The sequence below is a fragment of the Mesobacillus sp. LC4 genome (assembly GCF_053543455.1).
The window spans coordinates 503,774-524,853 of record NZ_JBGCUB010000002.1 but is presented as its reverse complement, the minus strand read 5'-3'; the positions used below and the strand labels follow the sequence as shown (position 1 = coordinate 524,853).

Sequence of the window (21,080 nt, the reverse complement as noted above, 5' to 3'; positions counted from 1 at the left end):
AAATACAATTGATAAGGAGTGTTTTTAATGAAAGTGAAAGCTGGAAGCTGGAGTATGCTAAGCCCGGAAGAAAAATTATTATTACTAACGGTTATCAGTAAACAAAATAAGAAAGGGGCAAAGAATGAATAATGCGGGACAAGCTGCCTGACTCTCCGATCATGAAACTTGCGCCACAAAAATTGGGGAGACAGGCTTATGTATTTTTAAAAGCTCCGTTCATCGATCAACAGAGGTGCATCCTAGCCTCAGGCTCAGGGACCTTCTGGCCAGTAACTCCCCTTACTGCAACAGGCTTGGAAAGTCCCTTATCCTCCAATAGCTCAATGCTGTAACAGCATTCAATTGCTCCCTTAAATTCCCTAAAGCTTCCTTATGAGAAAGGAATTGAAAATTAAAAAGGGCAAGCGCCAGTCTTCGCTATACATGCAGCGGAAAACCGGCAACCTCCCCGTTGTGAACCTTACTTTTTCTTCGTCTTATTAGCAATCTCAATCGCCCTATCCGTTCCTTCAGCCGCCTGATCCAATGCTTCCTGCGGCGGTGTTCCCTGGTACATGTTTTCAAGTGCGGTCACGACTTGCTGGCGTGATTCTGGGAAGACGGAAATCAATGCACCCTGGGTCGCAAAAGATGGTTTTGTATCCTGCAGCTGGTCTACGGTTACCTTGAACTGCGGGTATTTCTCCCACTCTTTCTTTACGATGTCTTCTTCATATGCAGCCGGGTTGATCGCAAAGTAGCCTGTGCCGATATGCCATTTCGCCTGGCTTTCAGGTGAGGCTAGGAACTTCATGAATTCCCATGCTGCCTGCTGCTTATCGTCGCCGATTCCTTTACTCATCCATAATGACGCACCGCCAATCGCGACACCCTGTCTCTCTACTTCATCCGGATATGGGATAAAAGCAACACCTACATCAAATGAAGAGTTATTGATCGCGCCGGCAACACCTGCTGATGAGTCCATGTACATCGCGACTTTTCCTGTCTGGAAAGCAGCGCGGATATCATCCCAGTTCGTTCCGTAGTTGCCGAAGGTTCCTGCTTTGTTCATGTCATCGAGAAATTTGAAGACGCGCAGTCCTTCTTCTCCATTGAACACAGCTTTTGTGGCATCATCGGAACGGCCATTATCATTGTCGACATATAGACCACCCTGTGTGGCGACTAGCTGTTCAAAGAACCAGCCATATGTCAGCATCGAGAAGCCAAAACGCTCATTTTTCTTCGTCAGCTTTTCTGCTGCCGCTTTCACTTCGCTAAAAGTTTGCGGCGGACTTTCCGAATCCAGCCCCGCTTCCTTAAAAGCATCTTTGTTATAGATCATCACTGGTGTCGAGGAGTTGAACGGCATGGAATACAGCTTGCCATCAACTTTATAGTAGTTAAGGATATTTTCCTCAAGCTGAGACAGATCATAATTGTCCTTATCGATGAATGTCTGCATTGGCTCGATAAAGCCGCTCTCGATCATATACTTCGTCCCTACTTCAAATACCTGCATGATGGCCGGCGCATTATCAGTGCCGCCAACACTGCGAAGCTTTGTCAAAGCTTCTTCATACGTACCCTGGAATTCTGCATTGACCACAACTTTATCCTGGGAATTGTTAAAATCCGCGACAATGCCATCAAGTGCTTCCTGTCCTGGTCCGGACATTGCATGCCAGAACGAGATTTCTGTTTTCTCACCAGACTTCGTGCCGCCATCCTTCTCCTTGTCTTTGTCATCTCCCTTGCTTGCATCATTCGAACATGCCGACATGACCAATAAGCTGAAAGTCGCACTGATCACGAGGAACCATCTGAACTTTTTCACCATCTTGCTGAACACCCCTTTTATTAAAATGCTTCTGGATACCAGAAGTTGAACCCGAAATGATTTACTTGAGCGCTCCCTGGGTCAGGCCTTTTTGGAGCTGCTTCTGCCCTGCAAAAAGCAGGAGCAGCGTCGGGATGATGACCACGATCACTCCCGCCATGACGACACCCCATTCGGTCGCGACTTCCTGGGACTGCAGCTGCTTCAAGCCAATCTGGACCGTCCTTACCTGGTCTGTGCTTGTGACGAGCAAAGGCCATAAATACATATTCCATGTCGTCAGGAACCCGTAGGCTCCCAGCGTGACAAGGCTTGTTTTTGACACAGGAAGAATCACTCTCCAAAAAAAGGCGAACTTACCGAGCCCTGCCACTTCCGCTGCTTCATGCAGTTCCTTTGGAATCGTCTTGAAGTGCTGCCGCAGCAGGAAGGTTCCGAAGGCCAATGCGAAAAATGGCACGGTCAATCCTTGATATGTGTTCATCCAATCAAGCTTTTGGATGGTAAAAAAGTTAGGAATCATCGTCGCTTCCCATGGAATCATCATCGTCGAGATAAACAGGAAGAAGATGAAATCCCTTCCCTTAAAAGGAATGAAAACAAAGGCGTATGCGGCCAGACTGCAGACTACAAGCTGGCCCAGCATGACGCCGAACGACACGACGAAGCTATTGATCAGGTAATTCATCAGCGGCAGCCGGTCGAAAACTTTTACATAGTTATCAAAATGAATCGATTCAGGAAAAAACTTGCCCTGGAGGATCTCCCCGCCCGACATGAAGCTGATCATGAAGGCATATAGGACCGGGAAAAAGACCAGGAAAGCCGAAGTCACAAGCAAAATGTAAAATAGGATTTTTTTCGGTGTCGACATCATCATTGATAGTGCACCTTCTTTTCTCCGAGCTTAAATTGCAGGATCGTCACGATCAGGATGCAGATGAACAAAAAGACTGCCTGCGCGCTTGCGGTACCGAACTGATAGTTGACGAACGCTTCACGGTAAATGGAATACACGATCAGATTGGTTGCCTGGGAAGGGCCGCCCTTCGTTAAAATGTCCACCTGGCCGAATGTCTGGAATGCATTGATCAGGGATATCGTGATGATGAAAAACAACGTCGGCGACAGCATTGGAATCGTGATCCTGCGCAGCTGATACCAGTAGCCAGCGCCGTCAATCCTGGCGCTTTCATATAAATATTCATCAATGTTCTGCAGTCCGCCGAGCAGGATGAGAAACGAAAATCCGATATTCATCCAGATGGTCGAGATGGAAATCGACACGAGCGCCCACTCTGGGTCAAGCAGCCATTGTATGCCTGGCAAATTCATGACATTCAGCAGCCGGTTGAACATCCCGATGCTAGGATGGAAGAGGAACAGCCAGACAACAGAGGAAGCAGCGACCGAAATGCCCATCGTCGAGGAATAGACCGTCCGGAAGAAGCCGATACCTTTCAGCTTCTCATTCGCAATAAGCGCAAGGAATAGCGCGATAATCACGCCCGTGGGAACGGTATAAAGGACAAACAGCACCGTTGCCTTGATACTGTTGCGGAATTCCTTTGACTCGAAAAGATAGGCATAATTTTCAAAGCCGACAAACAATGCAGCGGCACCCTGCTGGTCGGTCAGGAAGAAGCTCAGGTAAATTGTCCGGAACATCGGGTAAAAAATGAAAACTGCAAACAGAAGGATCGACGGAAACAGGTACAAAAACGCGCTGCGGGCATTGAGTGATTTTCTCCAAAAACTCAGTTTTGGAGGAGCGTCTGCTTTCATATAAACACCTCTTTATCAAACACATGGTTCTCGATGTCCGTTGGAGTCTTGATGATTTTTTCCGTAGAGCTGTCAAACAAACAGACCGAATCATAGCTAATAACAATCGGCACCAAATCCCCGACGTCAATCCGCCACTGGCCACTCCATTTCGCCATCCATTCCCTGCCACCCATATCGAAGGAGAATATCGTTTCATTGCCGAGCACTTCAACATTGGTCGTTTTTACATAGACCTTATCCTCCGCTTTCGTCTCCTTCGTTGCTGCCTTCAGATGCTCAGGACGGATGCCGACTATGATTTTGTCTGTCTTTAAGAGATGACGGTCCTCTTCTGGGATGGCCAACTTCGCGTCCTCACTGAAAACAACCTCATTCTTTTCTTGATTGACCTTCCCCTCGCCAATATTCATCGGCGGTGAGCCAATGAATGTCGCGACAAAAGGATTGGCCGGATTATTATAAATATCGATCGGTTTGCCAATCTGCTGGATTTTGCCGTCATGGAGGATCATGATCCTGTCCCCCATTGTCATCGCCTCGACCTGGTCATGGGTGACATAAATCATCGTGATGCCAAGCCGCCTTTGGATTTGCCGGATTTCCGACCTCATGTGTGCACGTAGCTTCGCGTCCAAGTTGGATAGCGGCTCATCCATCAGGCAAATCGGAGCCTGGTTGACAATCGCACGTGCCAGCGCGACCCGCTGTCTCTGGCCGCCGGACAGCTCACGGGGCTTTCTTTTCAGGTACGGTGTCAATCCCAGCATTTCCGCAACATCCTCACAACGTTTTTTCCGCTCTGTTTTCGGGACTTTTTTTACATGAAGCCCGAAGATGATATTCTCTTCAACCGTTAAATGAGGATATAGAGCATAGTTCTGGAAAACCATCGAGATATGCCTTTTGCTTGGCGGCAGCCAGTTGGCCTCCACATCGCCGATCTTCAGAGTTCCGCCCGTGATTTCCTCCAGGCCGGCAATCATTCGCAGCATCGTACTTTTCCCGCAGCCGGAAGGACCGACGAGGACGAAGAACTCTCCGGGCTCGATCGTGACTGTAATATCTGAGATGACTTCTGTTTTTTTATCGTATGATTTCGAAACACCAACCAATTCTACCTTTTTCATGCTCGCCACCCTTTCTCTTTCCTGAAAAAAGAGACCACAAATAATGCCTATCCATTCAGGCAGTAGATGTGGTCTCCTGGTCTCCGTCACAAAGTATTAACTTGTAAAGTTTGCATATATATTGGGAGTATATGTTATATATTTTGCTAGTATGTTAGGAATTTACATTTCAAATATAAGCGAGGGAATCATGAGAAATATATCGCTATTGTTCCTCTGTTTGATTTTGCTGGTAGGTACCGGTTGTGGGAATCTTAAAGATGCGCCAGCTTTTGTTTTGACGGAGGATTTTATCATCATCGCTCATAGAGGGGCATCTGCTTACGCTCCTGAACATACCTTGCCTGCATATGATCTGGCCGTGAATGCAGGTGCCGATTATATCGAAATCGATTTGCAGATCACAAAAGACGGTGAATTGATCGCCCTGCATGATGAGGAGGTGGACCGGACGACGAATGGCTCGGGGCTTGCAGCTACGCAAACTCTTGATGAAATCAAGACTTTGGAGGCCGGCTCGTGGTTCAATGAGCAGTATCCGCAGCTTGCCGATCCTGCCTATGAAAATGCCGAGATTCCTACACTTGAGGAAATCATTCAGCGTTATGGGAAAAGCGCGAATTACTACATCGAAACCAAATCACCAGGGATGGAAGAGGAATTAATCAACCTGCTGAGGAAGCATTCTCTGATTCATTCGGAATCGAAAGTCATCATTCAATCTTTCTACAGCAAAAGCCTGAAGAAAATTCACAAGCTGGAACCAGTAATTCCATTGATTCAGCTTTACAGATACACAGAAAAAGCTAGATTGACAGACCGAGAGCTACAGTCGCTGAAGAAATATGCAGCAGGAATCGGAGCCAACTTTGGGATGGTGGATAAAAATTATATAAAAAAAGCCCATCAACATGGATTAGCAGTCCACCTTTTTACCGTCAATAGAGATGAGGATATTCAGCAGGCTTACGAGATTGGAGCGAACGGGGTGTTTACCGATTATCCTAAAAAAAGGCCAGACACCTATTAGGTATCCGGCATTTCTCGTGAAAATTTTATTTAAATGCCATCGCAGCGTTTACGGCCTTTTTCCAGCCGCTGTAGAGCTGATTCCGGTCCTCTTCAGGCATTTTTGGTTCAAACTTCTTATCAATTGCCCATTGTGTGGCAATTTCCTGCTGATCTGCCCAATAGCCAACCGCGAGTCCTGCTAGATATGCAGCACCAAGCGCAGTTGTTTCATTCACCACCGGCCGCTCAACCGGAACATTTAGGATATCGCTCTGGAAGTTCATCAGGAAGTTATTTTTCACAGCACCGCCATCAACACGCAGCGTTTTAAGCTCGATGCCTGAGTCTGCTTCCATCGCAGCCAGTACATCTTTCGCCTGGTAGGCAAGTGATTCCAGGGTGGCACGGACGAAGTGTTCCTTGCTCGTTCCGCGGGTAAGTCCGAACACCGCCCCTCTGACGTCGCTGTCCCAATAAGGCGTTCCAAGCCCCACGAAGGCTGGCACCACATAAACTCCATCCGTGGATTCTACCTTTTCAGCATATGTCTCGCTATCACTTGCATCCTTCAACATCCTCAAGCCATCCCGCAGCCACTGGAGTGCCGATCCGGCAACGAAAATACTCCCTTCGAGCGCATATTCCACCTTGCCATTCAAGCCCCAGGCAATCGTCGTTAACAAACCGTGTTCTGACTTCACTGCTTTTTCGCCAGTATTCATCAGCATGAAACATCCTGTTCCATACGTATTTTTTCCCATGCCTTCCTCAAAGCATGTCTGCCCGAACAGCGCAGCTTGCTGGTCACCAGCAGCCCCGGCAATCGGGATTTCCTGCCCGAAGAAATGATAAGGCACCGTTTTGGCATAGACCTCAGAGGATGGACGAACCTCCGGCAGCATTGCAGCTGGAACGCCGAGGATCTGGAGGAGCTCTTCATCCCACTTCAGGTCATGGATATTGAACATAAGCGTTCGCGAAGCATTGCTGTAATCCGTCACATGCGCTTTGCCTCCAGAAAGCTTCCAGATCAGCCATGTATCGATCGTGCCAAACATCAGCTTCCCTGCTTCCGCCTTCTCTCTTGCACCATCTACGTTATCAAGGATCCATTTCACTTTTGTCCCCGAAAAATAAGCATCAATCAGGAGACCGGTTTTTTCACGGAAAAGGTCATTGTGGCCGGCAGCCTTCAACTCGTCACAAATCTGGCTCGTCTGCCTGGACTGCCAGACAATAGCGTTATAAACAGGCACTCCTGTTTCTTTATCCCAGACAACCGTCGTTTCCCTCTGGTTTGTGATTCCGATTCCGGCTATTTGTTCTGGTTTAACATTTGATTCCGTAAGGACACTCGCAATGACCGACAAAATCGATCCCCAGATTTCATTCGCGTTATGCTCGACCCAACCTGGCTTTGGAAAATGCTGCGTAAATTCCTTTTGCGCAACGTGAACAATCTCACCCTTTTTATTGAATAAAATCGCACGTGAACTTGTCGTACCCTGGTCCAATGAAAGAATGAACTTTTCCATAATGCCCTGTCCCCCTTTAAGATGATCCACTCATTTCTAAAACATATATGTAGAAACACAAAATACTTAACCTAACTATACCCAATTCAACACTATTTTTTCAAAGAACCCACTTTTTAATAACAATTCCCACAATCACATAAAGTCACTAAAACTAATCAAACGTTTGATTAACTACATTTCGACAAATTTCGGGTGGTGCCTGTCACCACCCCGGTTCTTTAGTACTAATTTTTCCTAATAGAATGAAAATTGACGAAAAAATGGTTGAATTTTCTATATATGTAAGTCTATCATATTAAATGTGATTATATAGATTTGCCATTATGTTTTTCTACTATACTTATTTAGATAGGAAGTTTGTTATGGTTTTTGACGGCATTGTCATTTCTTTTATCATTGCTTTGTTCCGTAAGGGGAATTTACGGGGGCTGTCAGATCTTAAATTGAAGGCTGGCTGGATTTTCCCTCTTCTGTTAATAATTCAGTTTGTAGTCTACTATTTCCAGAATGACTACCGGATTTTAGGCCAATTTAGTGGAACCATCTTTATGGCGGTATACCTACTAGGCATGCTATTCCTGTTTTTCAACCGACAATATAAGGGCTTTAATATTATATTAATAGGAGTATTTCTGAACTTTCTGGTGATGGCCTTGAATGGTGGAAGAATGCCCGTATCGGCAGAAGCAGCCGCCGTTCTTGACCCTAATTTTATCCAGGCACTTAAGGATGGCTTATATGCAAAACACGCCCTGCTTGATTCAACCACAAAGCTAGGGATGCTGGGAGATATCATCCCATTAACAGACCCATACCCTCGTACCCAAGTCATCTCAATTGGTGATGTTATCATGAATATCGGAATCTTCCTCTTTATTCAGTGTTTGATGGTAGAGATGCCTAAAAATAAAGAGGTTCAAGATATCAATATGTCAGCAGAGGGAGGTGGATTGTGATGAAGAAAGAGAAAAAAGGAATCAAGGTTACTGCAGTACTATATAATGCAATTATTCTTGCCTCAGTTATTGTCGCACTAACATCTGGATTTAAAGTAGTCTAAAGTTTTAAGGGAGAAGTTAGCAATTAACTTCTCCTTACCTTTTTATTGAGAGTGATGATTATGAAGCTTTTTAAAACGCCTTTTAACGTGTACATATCGATTCTATCTTTCATCGGTGTTCTCACCACTATTAATTTTATGGATCAACTCACTTACTCACCAAGTGAGTGGGTGACAATATTATCATTAACAGGGTCAATATTATTACTGAGTCACTTCCATATACTTTTACCCCCAAAGGGGAATTCTCTTTCTATGGATTCCTCTATTTATCTAGCGAGCCTTTTTTTATTTGGCCTAGACTTTACACTATTTATATTGGTATTGTCTGCGTCAATTTTTGCTCTTACCCAAAGAAAAGTTGTCTGGTGGAAGCATCTATTCAATTTTTCAATTTATACTCTAATGCTCATTAGTGCTTATTATATTTTTGTTTTTACAGGAGGTACTATAGGAAATATCCATCTCACCAATTTAGTACCTTATATTTCAGCGTTAAGCATGTACTTTTTCGCTAATGTAATATTAATAGGAATATATTTTCTATTAATGGCTGCTGAAAGTCTTACAAACGTCTTACGTGGCATTGTAAAAGAAACCATCGCAACATATGTGAGTACGCTTTTGTTATCCTTAGTTCTAGTTATTTTAATTAGCTCCCAAAAGAACTTCGGCCTATTCTTATTCATCACCATATCTTTTTTATTATCCCAGGCTTTCAAACAACATTTTGAGCTTTACAAAGAAATGTCTGAAAAGGCCAATAAAGACTATCTTACCGGTTTGAATAACCATGGTTATTTTAAAGAGCTTTTTGAAAAAGAGATTTCAATCGCCAGGGAATCCGAGCAGCCTCTGAGTGTCGGGCTTTTGGATTTGGATGATTTTAAAAAATATAATGATCTTTACGGCCATATTCAGGGAGACCAGCTCCTTAAGGAATTTGGCTCCATTCTTTTAAAAGAATCAAAAGCAAGAGGTTATACTGTTGCCCGTTATGGTGGCGAAGAATTCTCCATCCTGCTCCCAAACACCACCTCTTCTGAAGCTTATTTGTTTTTAAACGATGTGCGTAAAAAGGTAAATGACACCCTCTTCAAAGGAGTAGAAGCGCTGCCATACGGTTGTTTATCTTTTTCCGCTGGATTGGCTCAATGGGAAAAAGAAACCTACAGCATATCAGAGTTGATGAACAAAGCAGATGAAGCAATGTATTTTGCCAAGGCTCAAGGGAAAAATTTGGTGCAAGTCTATCAACCGCTGCTAAAGAGTCTTGATGATTCCCAGTCATTTGAAAAGCAGCTGGAAGAGGCAGAGCAGCAGTTGAAAATTTTCCTTTCGAAGGATGTGTATACATATAGACACAGTAAGCGTGTATTCCAATACGCAGTTGATTTTGGCAGGAAGCTTGAACTCCCAGATCATGAGCAAAAGTTATTTACTCTCGGGGCATTAATTCACGACATTGGCAAGCTTGAAATCCCTCGCGATGTCATCAATAAAAAAGGGAAACTTGAGCCGCATGAGTGGGAAATGGTCAAGAAGCATGTCACATGGGGCAAGGAAATCATTTCAACCAACAAAGAACTTGAGGAGCTTATCCCTCTGGTGGAACTGCATCATGAGCGATATGATGGAAAAGGATATCCATATGGGCTTCAAGGTGAAAACATCCCTAAGCTTGCTCGCTTATTATGCATTGTCGATTCCTTTGACGCGATGACGACAGAACGGCCATACCAAAGAACAAAATCTTACGAGGAAGCGATACAGGAACTCCGGGTTTGTGCCGGGAACCAATTCGACGAGCGCTATGTAGAACCTTTTATCGAGATGATTGAAGAACGTTATTTTTTTAAAAAGGAAAAAGGGCTTTCTTTACAGCAATAAAAAAGGACATCCATGATACGGATGTCCTTTTCGTGTTTTTATTGAATACTCCGGTGCCAATTCCAGGCACTGCTGATGATCCGCTCCAAATCCCGTTCAGCCTTCCACCCAAGTGCCTGACGGATTTTTTCCGAGGAAGCCACCAGTCTAGCCGGGTCACCTGCACGACGCTCTGCGATGATGACATTAGCTTTCCTGCCAGTCACCTTCTCACAAGTATCGATAACCTCTTTGACAGAATACCCTTGTCCGTTGCCAAGATTATATGTGGCGGTTTTGCTTTTTTCAGCCAGCAAAGAGTCAAGCGCTGCTATATGGGCTTGAGCGAGATCAGTGACATGGATGTAATCACGAATGCATGTGCCATCCGGCGTGTCATAATCGTCGCCAAATACGGATATTTGCTCGCGCTGGCCCAGCAGATGCTGAAGGATGATTGGAATCAAGTGCGTCTCTGGATCATGCTGCTCGCCGATCCTGCCAGATTCGCTCGCTCCCGCAGCGTTGAAATAGCGCAAAACAACGTAGTTCAGATCATACGCCGCTGCGAAATCAGCCAATATATTCTCGACCATGAGCTTTGACTGGCCATATGGATTGATTGGCTGTGTTCGGCTGTCTTCACTGATGATGTTCACATCCGGAATACCGTATGTCGCGGCCGTTGATGAGAAGATGAAGTTCTTCACATTGTATTTAAGCATCACTTTTAATAATGTAAGCGTCCCAGCGACATTGTTTTCATAGTATTTCAGAGGATCCGTCACCGACTCCCCAACAAGACTATTAGCCGCAAAGTGCATTACTGCATTAATCGGAAATTTGCTGAAAACGGACTCCAGGTCACTCTCACTGCCCAAATCCCCTTCAACGAAAACAGCCTGAGCGTCCACCGCTGCCCTGTGCCCAGTCGATAAATTGTCAAGCACCACTACCTCATGCGTTTTCACAAGCTCCTCAACAAGATGACTGCCAATATAGCCAGCACCACCAACAACAAGAATCATCAAAAAAACTCCCCTACAATAAACTCCCATTAATGATAGCCCGATATCAACAGATTTACAATAACTTACAAGACTAAATTCGGGAGGTGACAGGCACCTGTCGAAGCGCAGAATACAGACCAAATACACGCTGTAAAGCCATTCGACAAATTTCGGGTGGTGACAGGCACCACCCGAAAAAGGCACCACCCGAAAAAGACATCACCCGAAATTAATCTAGTAATTTCCCAGCTCGCTTTCTGGGGTTTGGATGATGGCTGGGTTCTTAGCCGGGTCTAGCCATTTCAGAATGGAGATGACCTGGTTTTGTGATGTGGCTGTGCAACCAAGGGTGTAGTTAGTTCCTACGTGGAAGAAGATGGCTGAGCCAGCGCCAGGCACTCGTTTTTCTGTGTTGTAGTTAATCACGAATCCGTAGTTATACAATGGTATGTCCATTTTTTCTGCGCTGTTCCACTGGCCATTATTGGCAGATGCCTTTTGCCAGGTGTTGTACAAGTTGGATGATGGATCGTCTACCCAGACATCGTCACTAGTAATTCTCTGGTAAGGAAGCTTTGTTCCCGGATTTTCGTACCTCCCAAAGGCAGTACCAATTGAATATTTCCCGCGAGGAGATTCTTTCCCTCCTTCCTTCATTACGTCAGCGAATCCATATTTCCCAAGAAACCCTGATATATTCATGCGTTCATACCACTTACCATCAACTTTTTCGTAGGTCCTGATTTTTGCATTATAGCTGCTATATCCATTAGACGTGACCAAAATTATTTGATCATGCTCCCAAACACTTTCCATTTCATCGACAATTGTATTTTTAACCCAGACTCCATCGTCCTTAAAGTAATTCCACTCATGGCCGAACCAGATCCACCCCGTCTGCATGATGCCGCTCCGATTAAGGAAGTACCAGCGGCCATTTTCCTGCAGCCATCCGGTCTTCATCGCCCCGCCAGCCTCAAGGTAATACCACTTGCCACCTTCTTTAAGCCAGCCCGTCTTCATCGCGCCGCTTTTTTCGTCAAGATAATACCACTTATAAGAATCATAGAGCCAGCCCGTTTTCATAGCGCCATTCTTCCCGAGATAATACCAGGTGCCTGAATGCTTGTACCATCCGGTCTTCATAACACCAGTATCACTCAAAAAGTACCATGTTCCTTCGTCATTGATCCAACCTGTCTTTATGACACCGCTTTTGCCATCAAGATAATACCATTTATAAGAATCATAGAGCCAGCCCGTTTTCATCTCACCATTCTTTTGCATGAAATACCATTTGCCACCGTATGACAGCCATCCGGTGTGCATAGCTCCTGTACTTTTCAAAAAGTACCAGGAATCACCTTCCTTTAGCCATCCCGTTCTCATGATTCCAGTGTCATTTGAAAAGTAATACCATTTCCCATCAATCACTTTCCAGCCTTTTACAGATTCATCATTTTCATAGTAAAAGTATTGGCCCCCTTCTTGGACCCAACCTTCTTCTGCTGCAGCAGGTTCTGGCAATAAAAAACTGAAACCAATAAGTAAAACTGCTCCAAACATCCATCCGCTTATTCTTTTAAACAATCCTTTTCCCCCTTCAAAAAATGTCCTTAAGTCCATTGTAAATAAGTCTAGCTTAAAAAGAATGAGTAAGTAGTCACCAAAATGGCAAGTGATTCGACAATAATCCCGTCAAAGAGTATCCTACCGACTCGCTTTTCCAGGCTTATGCTTATCGCAAAATCCTCTAGGAAGAGGGATGAAATTGGCCAGACGCTGGACCAGAAATCAGTAAAACTGACAACTGCCTAGTCCAAAATAAAAAGCCTGTTCCATCATGGCATGCATAGGAACAGGCTTTGCTTAAATTCTATCTGATTTTGTATGGATTCAAGCCTTCATCTTCCAAAATGCAAAGCCCCTTTTTAGGTTCAAGATAAAAAGTCAACGGACTTTGGCTATTTTTTAACATTGCTTCCCTTAAATCCTCGGCTTTCTGGCGTTTTTGATTAAAAGAGGATTCCTTCATTTCTATGATAAAAGTATGATTATAGCTTAGATATACTTCTGTCCTTCTGACTCCAAGCGGTTTTGTTTTTTTGACGTGCATGAGTGAAAACCAGACACAAAAATCATTATTGTACGACTTTGTAGGGAAAAGCCAAATCCCCAGATGACAATTCACCTTGATGGGGCACATATGTATATCACCAAGGATTTGTTTCGAGGTTTCCCTCACACTCTGAAAATTCGATCCGAGCAACTGAAGAGAATTATTAATCACCTGCATTGGCCTCAGGTTCACAAGGAAGGTTTTTTCCCCTTCGATGACTCTTGTGCACAGTCTGCCGAAGCGATCATATTCACCCGTTATGAGAACTGTATTTTCATTCACTAAGTATTCCTGCAAGTTAATCAAATTAGCACCTTCTCAATATTGATTTATTCAACAATTAGAGTATACTAACATAGTTGGTATACCCAACGGCAAGTCCTCGGGAATGGTCGGGCAGACTGTTAGTTCCCGGGGCTTTTCTTTTTTTCTTTTTTCTTTCACCTTTTCACCTCCTCTTACCTTTGCCTATCCGGAATTATCCTTGAATGCCAAATAACCCCTTAAGGTATATTATGTCTGGTCTATAAATAAAAGTAAATCTGTATTTTCTGATAATATTACTTCTGCTCAATCGCTAATAACAACACAATATTGAATTAAATTCACTTTTCTACTATAATATATAACTTCTTTTTCCAATTATGGTGGTTTTTATAAAAGAAACATCTTTTTCATATGTTATTAAACTAATTATTATGACCTACACCACATGAAAACTTGCTAAAAATTTTTTTCGACATTCGCCTTAAAACTTTCACAATTATATTCCAACTTTTATATCTTTTCAGATGAATAACAAATTCACTGCCTCAAAATTCAATTTTCGAGCCTAAAACCATATAAAAATGGCATTTTCAGCTTCCAAAATTCAATTTTCAAGATTCGAACTATGTATCTGCTAACAGTATGTTTAAGCTACCCGGGAATTCATTGAACGCGCGCGTCCCGAAAGGATTCGCAATGGAAAGCTTCGACCAGTTAGCAAGAAAATACGAACCGATGATCCATAAAATCATTCACTCCCTTCATATTTATAAAAAGAGAGAAGATTTCGTACACATTGGTTTGATCAGCCTATGGGAAGCCAGTTTATCCTATGACTTAACAAAAGGGGAATTCAAAAATTACGCCTATTCATATATTAGGGGCAGGATTTTGCAGGAAATGAATAGGAACAACAGATATGAGGAACGAAGCATCTACCCCAGGGACGAATATTGGGAAACTGTGGAGGACTACAATTCTGAAACTCCATTAGAGGAAGAGTTCCTTCTCAGTTATTGCAAAGGGCTGACCGAGAAAGAGACGAAATGGGTGCTTTACACCTGCATCGATTTTTTATCAATACGGGAAATCTCAGAAAAGGAAAACGTCTCTCTTTCTGCAGTCAAACAATGGCGAAAAGGAGCAAAGCAAAAACTTCAGCACAACATTGAAATCATAGACTAGCAAAGAACCAAAAAGCCTGAAACCATTTTCTTTGGCTTCAGGCTTTCATGTTTTTGATTGCGTCCATTTTACCACTTTACAATGAATCCTTCCAATTGGCTGAGGTTAACTTCATGAATCTTTCCTTGTCTTTGTTGGCAAGGGCCATATCAATTTCTTCCACCCTCTTTTTCTCAAGGAATTCGTTTTGAACTTTTTGAATAACCTTATTGGCACCATCCGTATATCGCGTTTTTTCCCGCTTTAAAATTAACTGAGTATTATCCGTATCCGTCATAGCATCCATATACATATTCAAGTCCAGCTCTTGCTTAAAATGGTTGGAATTCTTATCGTTATTCATCATCAATCCCTACTTTCTGTGGGTTTAATTGTTAGTTACTATTTACCCAAAATCCATAAAAACTAACACTTCATCACCTATTTCACAAAATTACCCAACAACATAAAAAGAGCAAACCAGCAAAAAGCCAGTTCACTCCTCTAGAAAATTCGACAGATTTCGGGTGGTGACAGGCACCTCAAAAAATCCCCTCACTAAACTTTTATATGGTCCTAAGAGGTGGGAAGTCAACGGTACATACTTTTTTGCTGTTTCCTCTGAAGCTATTAATTACCGAATTTATCAGGACCTCTACCTTTAAAAATTCAGGGGCATCAAGCATTGGATTTAAGTAAAACCTGTAGCTGCTCCAAGGATAATCCTCTGGCCGCTCTACAATATGCGCCCTTACCGGATTCATATGAATATAGCGGCTGACTTCATACATGCCAACTGGACCTAAAATTACCTGGTCAAAGTAGCGCTTTTCAAAAACATGCCCAGATTGATTGTACTTATTATTAAAGTAGTTTGCATACCGCTTATTCACAATCGACATCACCTTCGAAATTGAGAATGCCTCTGTCCGAATTTGAATATGGTAATGGTTTGTCATCAAGCAATAGGAAGTTATTTCGAAAGGGAATTTTTCGTAAGTTTGCAGGAGAATGTAGAGAAATGCTTCGAAGTCATCTGAGGATAGAAATAGAGGTTCACGCCGATTGCCACGGCTGACAACGTGATAAAAATACTCCGGAGACCATGTTTTCAACTTCCGTCCCATATCAGTCACCACTCCGAGCAGAACACATGATACGATCAAACCCCATTAAAAAGGCCACCAACAAAATAATCACTCCACTCAATTTTTAATTATCTTGCATTAATACAGCATCTGAAAAACTTAAAAATTCTAAAATAAAACAATAACCCCCACCCCTATATTATTCTCCATATACTAATTCACTCCTCCCCAATCAACCGACAAATTTCGGGCGCTGCCTTTCACCACCCAAAATGCCGCCACAAAATATTAATCCGCTCGGATTGAAACCTTTTAAAACTGAATCCTTTAAAGATAAGGACTCACTTAAAGTGGTGAGGGTCTCATTTTTCTTCCGATCCATGTTTCTCTAGTTTCAGCATCCGACAATATTTTCTAAATTTTCTAGGTTTATAGTTTACAAAAATAGCGAAAGTTGGTACCATTGTTTTGCGTTCAATTTTTGAACGTTCAATTAGTGAATGAAAATACTCATAGATAAATTAAGGGTGGATCCAACCCCTCCCAACAAAGGCGGTGAAAAACTCACATGGAATTATTCGACAAATTTCGGGTGGTGACAGGCACCCAAAATCGTACCTCAACAACTGAAAACTCATTCAAAATAGGATTCGACAAATTTCGGGCGGTGACAGGCACCTTGATTTTTCTCTTGCCTGCTCTAATCCCGCTGGGGGTTTTCTGGGTTTATCCGATGTTTTATTCTTTGTACATAAGTTTTACGGATTGGGATTATATGAGTTCTGATTATAGTTTTGTTGGGTTGGGGAATTATTTGGATTTGTTTGGGGATCCGCTTTTTTATGGGGTGCTCTGGAATACGTTGTATTTTAGTGTTGGTGTGGTGGTTCCTTCTGTGTTAGGCGGGCTTCTGCTGGCTCTTTTGCTGGTGAGGAAGCAAAAGGGCATGGGTTTTTACCGGACGTTGATTTTCTCGCCTTGGGTGACTCCTGCTGTTGCCGTGTCGATCGTCTGGTCGTGGATCTACGAGCCTCAGGTGGGATTGGCAAACTGGCTGCTGACATCCTTCAACCTGCCAGCTTTGGAGTGGACAAGCAGCACCACCTGGGCGATGCCTGCTGTCATCATCGTCACCATTTGGAAGGGACTCGGCTGGTGCATGATTTTTTACCTTAATGCTTTAAAAAAAGTTCCACAATCCCTGTATGAAGCTGCGTCACTTGATGGTGCATCCTCCATGCAGAGATTCCTGTATATCACTTTGCCGTTAATCTCCCCCACCACCCTTTTTCTGGTCATCATCACCGCTGTTGATGCTCTTCAGGCGTATGACCAAATCCAGGTACTGACCCAGGGCGGACCAGCGGGAAGCACAAGAACTATTCTATATATGTACTATCAGTCAGCCTTCGAACAGTTCAACATGGGACAGGCTACTGCAGTCGCTACCGTTCTGGTCATTTTGACTGCATCATTATCTCTGCTCCAGTTCATTCTGTCGCGCAAATGGGTTCACTATCAATGAGGAAAGGAATTGATCACAAGGGATGGCGAAGCTTTTTTTTAAAAAAACTATCAAACATCTATTCTTGTTGCTATTCAGCTTTGTAATGGTCTTTCCATTCCTCTGGATGGTTGTCAGTGCATTGAAAACAAAGGATGAAATATTCCAGTTCCCACCGACGATGTGGCCGGACTCTCCAATGTGGCACCATTTTACTGAGGCCTGGCAGCTGGCACCGTTTGGACAATACATATTCAATAGCACATTCACCGCTGTTGCTATCGTTGCCATTCAGGTTGTGAACTCCGCACTTATTGCCTATGCGTTCACACAGTTCAAATTCCGTGGTAAAAACCTGCTATTTGGAATCGTTCTGCTGACATATATGCTCCCTGCCGCAGCAACATATGTCCCGAGCTACGTCATCCTGGCGAATTTCAACTTGCTTGATAAACATACAGGTTTGATTTTATCAAATGCAGCCAGCGTGCTCGGAATCTTCCTGTTCAGGCAGGCTTTCATGCAGATTCCAAGAGAACTTGTCGAGGCGGCAACAATGGATGGCGCAAATCATTGGCGAATTTTATGGAAAGTGGTTTATCCGCTTTCGAAGCCGACTTTTTTAACATTCACCTTGATTAGTTTTGTACAAAACTACAATAGCTACCTATGGCCTACCCTAATTTTAAACAGCGAAGAAAAGCAACTTGTCACGACTGGACTAAGGCAATTTTTCATACAGGAAGGCGCTTATGGAATACAATGGCCACTCATCATGGCAGCAAGCTCATTTGCGGTCATCCCGCTGTTGATTTTATTCGCCTTCGCACAAAAATGGTTCATATCAGGTATTAGCGACCAAGGATTAAAAGGATAAAGGAGAATATAAATGAAGAAAAATTTATTGATCATCTTAACGATTTTTGCAATGACCGTATCGCTGCTTGCAGGTTGTTCCAGCGATACGAAGTCAACATCAGCTGACGGTAAAGTTGAAATCGAATTTTGGTACGGACTCGGTGGTAAACTTGGCGAGGGTGTTGAAAAAGCAATTAAAGAGTTCAACGAAAGCCAGGATGAAATCAAAGTCATTGGAGTTGCTCAGGGCGAGTATGATGAAACAGTCCAAAAATTCCAGGCTGCAGTAGCTGCAAAAAAAGTGCCAGGTGCTGTGCTTTTACAAAATGATCCTATGCATGCTTTTGCCCAAAAAGGGGTATTGGCACCGATGGATTCCTTCATTGATAAGGATTCTGATTTTAACAAAGATGATTTTGTTGACGCATTCTTCGGACAGGGAACTATTGACGGTAAGCAATATGCAATCCCTATGTATGGTACAACTCAAGTGATGTATTATCGCAAAGACATATTTGAAAAACATGGCATTTCTCCTGACTCTTTAAAAACTTGGGAATCTGTTGCCGAGATTGCGAAGACCATCAAGGAAAAAGAAAATATTTACGGCTGGGAACCGATGTATGGCCCAGATAACCTGATTGATGCTGCGTTAAGCAAAGGCGCTAAATATCTAAGCGAAGACGGAAAAGAAGTAATGATCGATTCCCCTGAATGGATTGAAACATGGGAATTTTTCCGAAAAGCAATCCATGAAGACAAGACGATGGCAATCCACCATGGCGGCCAGGGTTGGGAATACTGGTACAAAACAATTGATGACGTTATGCAAGGCAATGCCGCAGGCTACACGGGATCAAGCGGTGACCAGGGTGACCTTGACTTCAGTCTTGTTGCTGCACATCCACAGCCAGGCTGGGAAAGCCACGATGCAGCCCCGCATGCAGGAGCGATGGTTGCATCAATCCCTGCTATGGCCACAGAAGCTGAGCAGGAAGCAGCCTTCAAATGGCTGAAGTTCTTCTCGAGCGCTGAAAAAACGGCAGAATGGTCTATTAACACAGGCTACATCCCGGTTCGAAAATCAGCTAAGGAAGTGGCAGCATACAAGGAATTTGCTGAAACAAATCCACAAATCAGCGTGCCGCTTCAGCAAGCTGAAATTGCCACCCCTCCTTTCGTAGATCCTACGGGCGGAAAAATCTACGATGCTCTGGAAAAAGCAGCGGATAAAGTTGAAATTGAAGGAAAATCTGCAGAGGAAGCATTGAAAGATGCGAAAAAAGAAGCACAGCGAGAACTGGATAAGGTTACAGGAGGTAAATGATGAAAACTTCCTTGATAGGAGTGGGAAGCGGCGTAGTAGATGAGCCGTTTTCTGCTACCTCTTTCTATTTAGACGCTGATTACAAATGGCTGAAGCTAAAAGTTTCTTTTTCAAAAAAAGGCTGGTATTCCATTTTCGTTTGGGACCCAGCTGAAAAGCTTAGGATTCAATCCCTTTATATCAATGAACCGAAGGAAATCATCCTATCCGTGAACCATGATGAGACGAGCTATTCGTCAGTACCCGGGCTGATTTTACAAGGAGAATGGAAGCTGGAGATATTGGCAGCTACATACAAAGCAAATCCAGAATACAAATTTACTTTTGAGTGCGGGCTGGATGCTGCGGTGGGTGATGGTGATGTGGAAAAGTTTGAATCATGGACTGGTAACGTAAAAACTTTGGCTGCTAAGAGCTCTATTGCGCTAGAGTTGAACACCTTCAACGATGCAAAGGTCCTCAAAACTTCCAGACGGTGGTACAAAGGCGATTTCCACACCCATACAAATGAATCAGACGGAAAAATGAGTCCGAGGGAAGGCATGGATCAGGCAAAAAAGATGGGGCTTGATTACTTCGCGGTAACCGACCATAACATCATCCCGACAAAATGGATAAACGATGACATGCTCACCATTCCCGGAATTGAAATCACCTCTTCCAAAGGCCATTTCAATGCGCTCGGCCTAAAGCAATGGGTTGACTGGCGGCCAACGTGCACGGATGGCGGCATGGAAACTGAGGAAGGCATGAACCGGGTCATTGGCGAGGTAAGGTCCGCCGGAGCACTTGTCAGTATTAACCACCCGATGCTCCAGCCGTGGGAATGGCAGTTCAGAACCACTCCCCTCTCCCTCGTTGATGTAATTGAAATCTGGAATGACCCGACTTATAAGGATAACCCTGTTGCAACGGAAGAAGCATTAAAGCTTTGGGATATCCTTTGGAATGACGGCCATCGGATTTATGGAATCGGGGGCTCTGATTCGCACTTGAGACCGGATGAAAGCTATGAAAAGAATGGTCCTCCTTCTGTGATAGGCGATCCTGCGACATATGTATTTGCAGACGGGCTGTCCGCTCAGAACATTTTAGCTGGGGTGAAGAATGGCAATGTCTATGTTACAAGGGGACCAGTGCTGGATTGTCAGGTTTACATGGACAGCTCATCATACAAGCCGGGCAGCGAGATCGGAGCAAATGTCAGCGGAGATACCGTAGAATTTGATTATCAAGTAAACTACGAAAACATCAAGACAGGAGCTTCCCTACACTGGATCCTCAACGGCAACGAATACAAAAAAGTCTTATTAAATCCGAGCCGCGGCACAACCACAGAAACATTCCAGTGGAAAAAATCAGAACCAAACTGGCTCCGGCTCGAAATCCGTGGAAATAACGGACAACTACTCGCCATCACAAACCCAGTTTACTGCGGAGAAAAGAAAACAACCCTCCAAACCTGGGGCGAACTAATCGACAAATTTCGGGCGGTGCCTGTCACCACCCGAATTTCCACATAAGA

18 protein-coding genes are annotated in these 21,080 nt (G+C 43.7%); 8 read left to right on the top strand and 10 right to left on the bottom strand.

What is annotated here, in order from left to right:
- Nucleotides 1–463: 463 nt before the first annotated feature.
- The 4 genes from AB5I83_RS09050 to AB5I83_RS09035 form a co-directional block, all read right to left on the bottom strand.
- Complete coding sequence (locus AB5I83_RS09050; protein ID WP_448974670.1) at nucleotides 464–1,825, bottom strand: ABC transporter substrate-binding protein; 1,362 nt, start codon at nucleotides 1,823–1,825, stop codon at nucleotides 464–466.
- 61 nt (nucleotides 1,826–1,886) lie between these two features.
- The gene (locus tag AB5I83_RS09045) at nucleotides 1,887–2,699 is read right to left on the bottom strand and encodes a carbohydrate ABC transporter permease (protein ID WP_448975262.1); all 813 of its coding nucleotides are present in this window, start codon (nucleotides 2,697–2,699) and stop codon (nucleotides 1,887–1,889) included.
- Between the two features lie 2 nt (nucleotides 2,700–2,701).
- Complete coding sequence (locus tag AB5I83_RS09040; protein WP_448974668.1) at nucleotides 2,702–3,610, bottom strand: carbohydrate ABC transporter permease; 909 nt, start codon at nucleotides 3,608–3,610, stop codon at nucleotides 2,702–2,704.
- The gene (locus tag AB5I83_RS09035; protein WP_448974666.1) at nucleotides 3,607–4,740 is read right to left on the bottom strand and encodes an ABC transporter ATP-binding protein; all 1,134 of its coding nucleotides are present in this window, start codon (nucleotides 4,738–4,740) and stop codon (nucleotides 3,607–3,609) included. The genes AB5I83_RS09040 and AB5I83_RS09035 overlap by 4 nt, the downstream gene beginning before the upstream one ends.
- 190 nt (nucleotides 4,741–4,930) lie before the next feature.
- Between AB5I83_RS09035 and AB5I83_RS09030 the strand changes: the two genes are divergently transcribed.
- Complete coding sequence (locus AB5I83_RS09030; protein WP_448974665.1) at nucleotides 4,931–5,770, top strand: glycerophosphodiester phosphodiesterase; 840 nt, start codon at nucleotides 4,931–4,933, stop codon at nucleotides 5,768–5,770.
- A gap of 25 nt (nucleotides 5,771–5,795) precedes the next feature.
- On the opposite strand, the gene glpK is transcribed toward AB5I83_RS09030, so the two are convergent.
- The gene (glpK, locus tag AB5I83_RS09025; RefSeq protein WP_448974663.1) at nucleotides 5,796–7,286 is read right to left on the bottom strand and encodes a glycerol kinase GlpK; all 1,491 of its coding nucleotides are present in this window, start codon (nucleotides 7,284–7,286) and stop codon (nucleotides 5,796–5,798) included.
- Between the two features lie 365 nt (nucleotides 7,287–7,651).
- On the opposite strand from glpK, the gene AB5I83_RS09020 reads away from it, so the two are divergent.
- Together AB5I83_RS09020 and AB5I83_RS09015 are read left to right on the top strand one after the other, a co-directional pair.
- A complete protein-coding gene (locus tag AB5I83_RS09020) occupies nucleotides 7,652–8,245 on the top strand; it encodes a DUF5317 domain-containing protein (RefSeq protein WP_448974661.1) in 594 nt (197 codons plus the stop codon).
- A gap of 653 nt (nucleotides 8,246–8,898) precedes the next feature.
- The gene (locus AB5I83_RS09015; RefSeq protein ID WP_448974659.1) at nucleotides 8,899–10,239 is read left to right on the top strand and encodes a bifunctional diguanylate cyclase/phosphohydrolase; all 1,341 of its coding nucleotides are present in this window, start codon (nucleotides 8,899–8,901) and stop codon (nucleotides 10,237–10,239) included.
- Nucleotides 10,240–10,277: 38 nt separating this feature from the next.
- On the opposite strand, the gene galE is transcribed toward AB5I83_RS09015, so the two are convergent.
- The 3 genes from galE to AB5I83_RS09000 all read right to left on the bottom strand — a co-directional run bounded on the left by galE (nucleotide 10,278) and on the right by AB5I83_RS09000 (nucleotide 13,653).
- Nucleotides 10,278–11,246, bottom strand: a complete 969-nt coding sequence (gene galE / locus AB5I83_RS09010; RefSeq protein ID WP_448974657.1) for a UDP-glucose 4-epimerase GalE — start codon at nucleotides 11,244–11,246, stop codon at nucleotides 10,278–10,280.
- A 216-nt stretch (nucleotides 11,247–11,462) separates the two neighbouring features.
- Nucleotides 11,463–12,818, bottom strand: a complete 1,356-nt coding sequence (locus tag AB5I83_RS09005; protein WP_448974655.1) for a L,D-transpeptidase family protein — start codon at nucleotides 12,816–12,818, stop codon at nucleotides 11,463–11,465.
- Nucleotides 12,819–13,104: 286 nt separating this feature from the next.
- A complete protein-coding gene (locus AB5I83_RS09000; RefSeq protein ID WP_448974653.1) occupies nucleotides 13,105–13,653 on the bottom strand; it encodes a competence protein ComK in 549 nt (182 codons plus the stop codon).
- Between the two features lie 657 nt (nucleotides 13,654–14,310).
- Between AB5I83_RS09000 and AB5I83_RS08995 the strand changes: the two genes are divergently transcribed.
- Nucleotides 14,311–14,799, top strand: coding sequence for a sigma-70 family RNA polymerase sigma factor (locus tag AB5I83_RS08995; RefSeq protein WP_448974651.1), 489 nt, complete (start codon nucleotides 14,311–14,313; stop codon nucleotides 14,797–14,799).
- 76 nt (nucleotides 14,800–14,875) lie between these two features.
- On the opposite strand, the gene AB5I83_RS08990 is transcribed toward AB5I83_RS08995, so the two are convergent.
- Entirely contained in the window at nucleotides 14,876–15,145 is a 270-nt protein-coding gene (locus AB5I83_RS08990; RefSeq protein ID WP_448974650.1) for an IDEAL domain-containing protein, read from the bottom strand.
- A gap of 199 nt (nucleotides 15,146–15,344) precedes the next feature.
- Nucleotides 15,345–15,905 carry a transposase gene (locus tag AB5I83_RS08985; RefSeq protein WP_448974648.1) on the bottom strand — a complete coding sequence of 187 codons (561 nt, stop codon included), beginning with the start codon at nucleotides 15,903–15,905 and terminating at the stop codon, nucleotides 15,345–15,347.
- Nucleotides 15,906–16,434: 529 nt separating this feature from the next.
- Here AB5I83_RS08985 and AB5I83_RS08980 point away from each other — a divergent pair.
- From AB5I83_RS08980 to AB5I83_RS08965, 4 genes are read left to right on the top strand one after another with little or no spacing between them, the layout of a single operon-like run.
- The gene (locus AB5I83_RS08980) at nucleotides 16,435–17,391 is read left to right on the top strand and encodes a carbohydrate ABC transporter permease (RefSeq protein WP_448974646.1); all 957 of its coding nucleotides are present in this window, start codon (nucleotides 16,435–16,437) and stop codon (nucleotides 17,389–17,391) included.
- A 22-nt stretch (nucleotides 17,392–17,413) separates the two neighbouring features.
- On the top strand, nucleotides 17,414–18,247 hold the full coding sequence (locus AB5I83_RS08975; protein ID WP_448974644.1) for a carbohydrate ABC transporter permease: 834 nt from the start codon (nucleotides 17,414–17,416) through the stop codon (nucleotides 18,245–18,247).
- A 12-nt stretch (nucleotides 18,248–18,259) separates the two neighbouring features.
- Nucleotides 18,260–19,555: an ABC transporter substrate-binding protein gene (locus AB5I83_RS08970; RefSeq protein ID WP_448974642.1), complete on the top strand. Its 1,296-nt coding sequence runs from the start codon at nucleotides 18,260–18,262 to the stop codon at nucleotides 19,553–19,555.
- Nucleotides 19,552–21,078, top strand: a complete 1,527-nt coding sequence (locus tag AB5I83_RS08965; protein WP_448974640.1) for a CehA/McbA family metallohydrolase — start codon at nucleotides 19,552–19,554, stop codon at nucleotides 21,076–21,078. The genes AB5I83_RS08970 and AB5I83_RS08965 overlap by 4 nt, the downstream gene beginning before the upstream one ends.
- The last annotated feature ends 2 nt before the right edge of the window (nucleotides 21,079–21,080 follow it).

Excerpts from the sequence above, each read along its gene's own strand:
- AB5I83_RS09045 (WP_448975262.1), bottom strand. The coding sequence starts at position 2,699 with ATGTCGACACCGAAAAAAATCCTATTTTACATTTTGCTTGTGACTTCG.
- AB5I83_RS09020 (WP_448974661.1), top strand. The coding sequence starts at position 7,652 with ATGGTTTTTGACGGCATTGTCATTTCTTTTATCATTGCTTTGTTCCGT.
- AB5I83_RS08980 (WP_448974646.1), top strand. The coding sequence starts at position 16,435 with ATGGAATTATTCGACAAATTTCGGGTGGTGACAGGCACCCAAAATCGT.
- AB5I83_RS09030 (WP_448974665.1), top strand. The coding sequence starts at position 4,931 with ATGAGAAATATATCGCTATTGTTCCTCTGTTTGATTTTGCTGGTAGGT.
- AB5I83_RS08985 (WP_448974648.1), bottom strand. The coding sequence starts at position 15,905 with ATGGGACGGAAGTTGAAAACATGGTCTCCGGAGTATTTTTATCACGTT.
- AB5I83_RS08965 (WP_448974640.1), top strand. The coding sequence starts at position 19,552 with ATGATGAAAACTTCCTTGATAGGAGTGGGAAGCGGCGTAGTAGATGAG.
- AB5I83_RS08995 (WP_448974651.1), top strand. The coding sequence starts at position 14,311 with ATGGAAAGCTTCGACCAGTTAGCAAGAAAATACGAACCGATGATCCAT.
- AB5I83_RS09050 (WP_448974670.1), bottom strand. The coding sequence starts at position 1,825 with ATGGTGAAAAAGTTCAGATGGTTCCTCGTGATCAGTGCGACTTTCAGC.
- AB5I83_RS08990 (WP_448974650.1), bottom strand. The coding sequence starts at position 15,145 with ATGATGAATAACGATAAGAATTCCAACCATTTTAAGCAAGAGCTGGAC.
- AB5I83_RS08975 (WP_448974644.1), top strand. The coding sequence starts at position 17,414 with ATGGCGAAGCTTTTTTTTAAAAAAACTATCAAACATCTATTCTTGTTG.
- galE (WP_448974657.1), bottom strand. The coding sequence starts at position 11,246 with ATGATTCTTGTTGTTGGTGGTGCTGGCTATATTGGCAGTCATCTTGTT.
- AB5I83_RS09035 (WP_448974666.1), bottom strand. The coding sequence starts at position 4,740 with ATGAAAAAGGTAGAATTGGTTGGTGTTTCGAAATCATACGATAAAAAA.
- AB5I83_RS09040 (WP_448974668.1), bottom strand. The coding sequence starts at position 3,610 with ATGAAAGCAGACGCTCCTCCAAAACTGAGTTTTTGGAGAAAATCACTC.
- AB5I83_RS08970 (WP_448974642.1), top strand. The coding sequence starts at position 18,260 with ATGAAGAAAAATTTATTGATCATCTTAACGATTTTTGCAATGACCGTA.
- glpK (WP_448974663.1), bottom strand. The coding sequence starts at position 7,286 with ATGGAAAAGTTCATTCTTTCATTGGACCAGGGTACGACAAGTTCACGT.
- AB5I83_RS09015 (WP_448974659.1), top strand. The coding sequence starts at position 8,899 with ATGGCTGCTGAAAGTCTTACAAACGTCTTACGTGGCATTGTAAAAGAA.